The organism is Clostridium saudiense, from assembly GCF_000577815.1.
GTDB classification, from domain to species: Bacteria; Bacillota; Clostridia; order Clostridiales; family Clostridiaceae; genus Clostridium; species Clostridium saudiense.
On sequence record NZ_CBYM010000075.1, the window covers coordinates 1 to 3,838 of the forward strand.

General features: G+C 26.8%; 3 protein-coding genes, 2 tRNA genes and 1 rRNA gene. 1 reads left to right on the plus strand and 5 read right to left on the minus strand.

Annotated elements, in window-relative coordinates:
• Nucleotides 1-356: 356 nt before the first annotated feature.
• Both TY07_RS16870 and TY07_RS16875 read right to left on the minus strand, forming a co-directional pair.
• A complete protein-coding gene (locus tag TY07_RS16870) occupies nucleotides 357-1,238 on the minus strand; it encodes a patatin-like phospholipase family protein (protein WP_042403010.1) in 882 nt (293 codons plus the stop codon).
• A gap of 13 nt (nucleotides 1,239-1,251) precedes the next feature.
• Nucleotides 1,252-2,055 carry a pyruvate, water dikinase regulatory protein gene (locus TY07_RS16875; RefSeq protein WP_042403012.1) on the minus strand — a complete coding sequence of 268 codons (804 nt, stop codon included), beginning with the start codon at nucleotides 2,053-2,055 and terminating at the stop codon, nucleotides 1,252-1,254.
• Nucleotides 2,056-2,205: 150 nt separating this feature from the next.
• Here TY07_RS16875 and TY07_RS16880 point away from each other — a divergent pair, with 150 nt between their 5' ends.
• Nucleotides 2,206-2,973, plus strand: coding sequence for a signal peptidase II (locus tag TY07_RS16880; protein ID WP_042403014.1), 768 nt, complete (start codon nucleotides 2,206-2,208; stop codon nucleotides 2,971-2,973).
• An 82-nt stretch (nucleotides 2,974-3,055) separates the two neighbouring features.
• Here the strand turns inward: TY07_RS16880 and TY07_RS16885 are convergent.
• From TY07_RS16885 to TY07_RS16895, 3 genes are all read right to left on the minus strand, one after another.
• A tRNA-Lys gene (locus TY07_RS16885) sits at nucleotides 3,056-3,131 on the minus strand.
• 5 nt (nucleotides 3,132-3,136) lie between these two features.
• Nucleotides 3,137-3,253 (minus strand): 5S ribosomal RNA (rrf, locus tag TY07_RS16890).
• Nucleotides 3,254-3,759: 506 nt separating this feature from the next.
• Nucleotides 3,760-3,835: transfer RNA gene (locus TY07_RS16895), tRNA-Lys, on the minus strand.
• Nucleotides 3,836-3,838: the final 3 nt, after the last annotated feature.

Below are 3,838 nucleotides of genomic sequence, written 5' to 3' on the forward strand. Positions count from 1 at the left end.
ACCGAAGCGACTTCCTTATCTTATCATCTCTTACGACATCTGTCAACAACTTTTTTTAAAAGTTTTTGTCGTATTTCGTAAGCGACAATGAATATCATATCACTTCAACAATTACTTGTCAACAACTTATTTTTATAAGTTTTTGTAGTATTTTGTCATCAGTAACGAGTTTTATATTATCACTATATATTACTTATGTCAATAACTTTTTGTATTTTTATTAAATAATAATATAATTTCAAATTAAGTGAGTTAATTGCTTTATTTAGACTTTATATTTCCTAGTAGGTTTAGTATCTAAAAGATAGCATTTACTCACTTAACTTGCTTTGAAAGTAGAAACAATATTTATACTTCTATCTATTAAATATTGTTTTTATTGAATCCAACAAACTCAGTTTTGATATTGCCTTATCCTTATCTATATTACGTGTTAAATCCATTATAGGCTTAATTTTATATATTGTATCCTTATATCCTTTAGATATTCTTTTTCTAATTACATCTGTATTAAAATCCATCATTCCTTTTAAATCAGCACCTTCGCCTTCCTCTGAGTTGATCTGTATTATATTAGTATTAGGATACATCTCTGTATTTATATGACTATCCGCTGATAATTGAACTACTATTATAATATCACAATGCTCTCCATATACAGGTTGTATTGGCACATTATCAACAATTCCACCATCTAGATAACTAATATTATCTATTATAGGAGAATCATATATTAACGGAACTGCTGATGTTGCATATAATATCTGCTTTATAATCTCTTCTGAATATTCATTAATATTGAAGTATTGTGCTTTTATTTCCGGAATACTAGTACATGTTGCAAATCCCTTTATCTTAGAATTTTTAATCTTTTTAAAATCAACTTTTTTTAATATGTCATTCAATACCTCTCTTGATAAGGTTCCCCCTTTAACAACTGTAGGTATATATTTTTTTATAAATGACATATTTTTAGCACCTAAAAAAAATAATATCCCTTTTACAATTAAATCTTTTTCTTCTAATGGTAGAATCTCTTCTTTTGTTAAGCTACACCAAATTTCTTCAGCCAAATTAAAGTTTCCCTGTAAAAATAACATAGCATTTAATGCTCCTATAGAGGTTCCAGAAACAACTTCTATATATTTATCTATGTTTAATTCAGATAAAGCTTTCCAAACACCTATTTGATAAGCTCCTCTTGAACCACCTCCAGCTAAAACCAACCCTACCTTCATACTATCCTCCTAATTATTTCTCACAACCTAAAGCTTTAATAATTATAAGTGCAGTATCTTCTATAGCTCTTTGAGTAACATCTATAGTCTTGCATCCCAATTTTCTAATAATTTTATCTGAGAAATCAAATTCCTCTAATATTCTAGCATCACCTGCATATTCAATATTAGACGGTATTCTATGAAACTTATCTAATCTTCGTTTTCTAATTTCTATTAATTGTAATGGATTTATTGTTAATCCAAATATTTTATGTTTATCTATTTCGAATAATTCCTTTGGCACTTCTACTTCTGGAACCAAAGGAATATTAATAGCCTTAATTCCTTTATTAGCTAAATACATACATAATGGTGTTTTAGAAGTTCTAGATAATCCAACTAAAACAACATCAGCATTTTTTAATCCTCTATAATCTTTACTATCATCATATTGCATAGCAAATTCCATTGCCTCAATTCTTTTAAAGTATGCTTCATCTGTTTTCCACATAGCTCCTGGATTATATTGTGGTTGTTCATTTAAAATTGATGATGCAACATTAATTATAGGACCTAATACATTTACGATAGATACATTACTTTCTATACATTTTTGTGTTAGGTATTCCCTTACATTTACAGTAATAATAGTTGATACAATCATAGCATTTTCACAAGATTTAATATCATTAATAAGTTCTTGTACATCCTCTAAACTCTTAACATAAGGAATTCTTCGTACTTCAACATTTTCTGAAAACTGACTTGCTGCAGCTTCTGCTACCTGTTCGGCTGTTTCTCCTATTGAATCTGATACCGCAAAAATTGTTAGCATATTTAATACCCTCCTATTTCTCTCAATTAAACTAAATTCTCTTACATCTATTATTATACCAACTTTTTTCAAATAATTGCTAATATGATGAATTATAATATCTATTATGATAAAATCAAAATATACTTAATTTAACTTAAGGAGGAGCTCATGAAAAATTCACTTAATAAAGATAAAATAATTACAATTGGAATATTACCGATTATGTGGCTAGTATATTTCTTGTTTGAAATAATTAGTGGTAGAGTTAAAGATTTTTATACTCTTATACTGAATCTTTCTTTGCTTTTAGTATTTGCATTAGTTGGAGCTATTATCTATAAATGTAGCACCAAAAATTTAAACGGCTTAAATAATAGAGCATTAATTATTACCTTCCTAATTCTAATGCTATTAGATCAAGGACTTAAAGTGATTATTAAGACTAATTTCTTTCATTATTATTTCGAAATAATTCCAGACTTTCTTTCATTTAATCCTATAATAAATACTCAAGGCTCATGGCTAAATGCTCGATTTAATTTTAATATTGGTTTTTCATTATTAATTTTAATTAATGGAATAGCTTTATTTCTATTTATTGAGTTGTATAGATACGTAAAATATAAAGGTCATAAAAACTTTTGGATAGATATGTGCTTCATCTTTATCTTTGCTGGAGCTTTATGTTCTCTTATAGATAAAGTGTTTTATGGTGGTAGCTTGGATTTCATAGGAATAAGTGATTTATTTATAGCTGATTTCAAAGATATATATATAAACTTAGGTTTGCTATTTTTTATTATGTCTTGTTATAAAAATGGTTTCTTTTCTGAAACAGAAGAAACATCTTTAAAAGACGATTGGAATTCTGTAAAAAAATTTATTATATTCATTAAGAAAGATTTATTAAGTATATTAAAAAAGGAAAAGGTATAAATACCTTTTCCTTTTTATATATATATTATTATGCTAAGCAAGTTTCCTATTAAAAAATCACTTCTATGATAGAAGTGATTTTTGGTGGCTTACCGGGGAATCGAACCCCGGACACCTTGATTAAAAGTCAAGTGCTCTACCGACTGAGCTAGTAAACCATATTACCTGGCAACGTTCTACTCTTCCACACAGTCCCCCGTGCAGTACCATCGACGCTGTAGAGCTTAACTTTCCTGTTCGGAATGGGAAGGAGTGTTTCCTCTACGCCATCATCACCAGATATTCATTATTTTTTTTATTTGTCTCTCAACAATTATTTATTATATAGATATATTCTACATATGTCAACATATTTTTTTAAAATAATTTTATTTTTCTCTAATTTCTTTTTTTTATACATAATAATATGTATTTAATTCTATTTTATAAGTATATCTTATTTATATTTCATCTAAAATTTTTATTCATTATAATTTATACTCTAATTTTAAAGTGTCCAAGTCCAATAAATGTATCCAATATTACACTATATAAATATAAAATTAATTTTCCACATCAATATTTAATTTATCCACAATTTCAAGCATAATTTCAATTTATTATGTTAATATATTTTGAAGTTAAAAATTAAATTATACATACTATATATTTAAAAATATAATTTTTGATTTTAGTTGCAAATTAGTATTGTCCAATATGTGATTTTAAAATTCATTTTATATTAGTATTATAATTATTTTTACAAACAAAAAAGTCTTAATTTATCATTTGATAAACTAAGACTTTTGGTGCGCCATCACGGGTTCGAACCGGGGACACCCTGATTAAGAGTCAGGTGCTCTACCAACTGAGCTAATAGCGCATA

Excerpts from the sequence above, each read along its gene's own strand:
- TY07_RS16875 (WP_042403012.1), bottom strand. The coding sequence starts at position 2,055 with ATGCTAACAATTTTTGCGGTATCAGATTCAATAGGAGAAACAGCCGAA.
- TY07_RS16880 (WP_042403014.1), top strand. The coding sequence starts at position 2,206 with ATGAAAAATTCACTTAATAAAGATAAAATAATTACAATTGGAATATTA.
- TY07_RS16870 (WP_042403010.1), bottom strand. The coding sequence starts at position 1,238 with ATGAAGGTAGGGTTGGTTTTAGCTGGAGGTGGTTCAAGAGGAGCTTAT.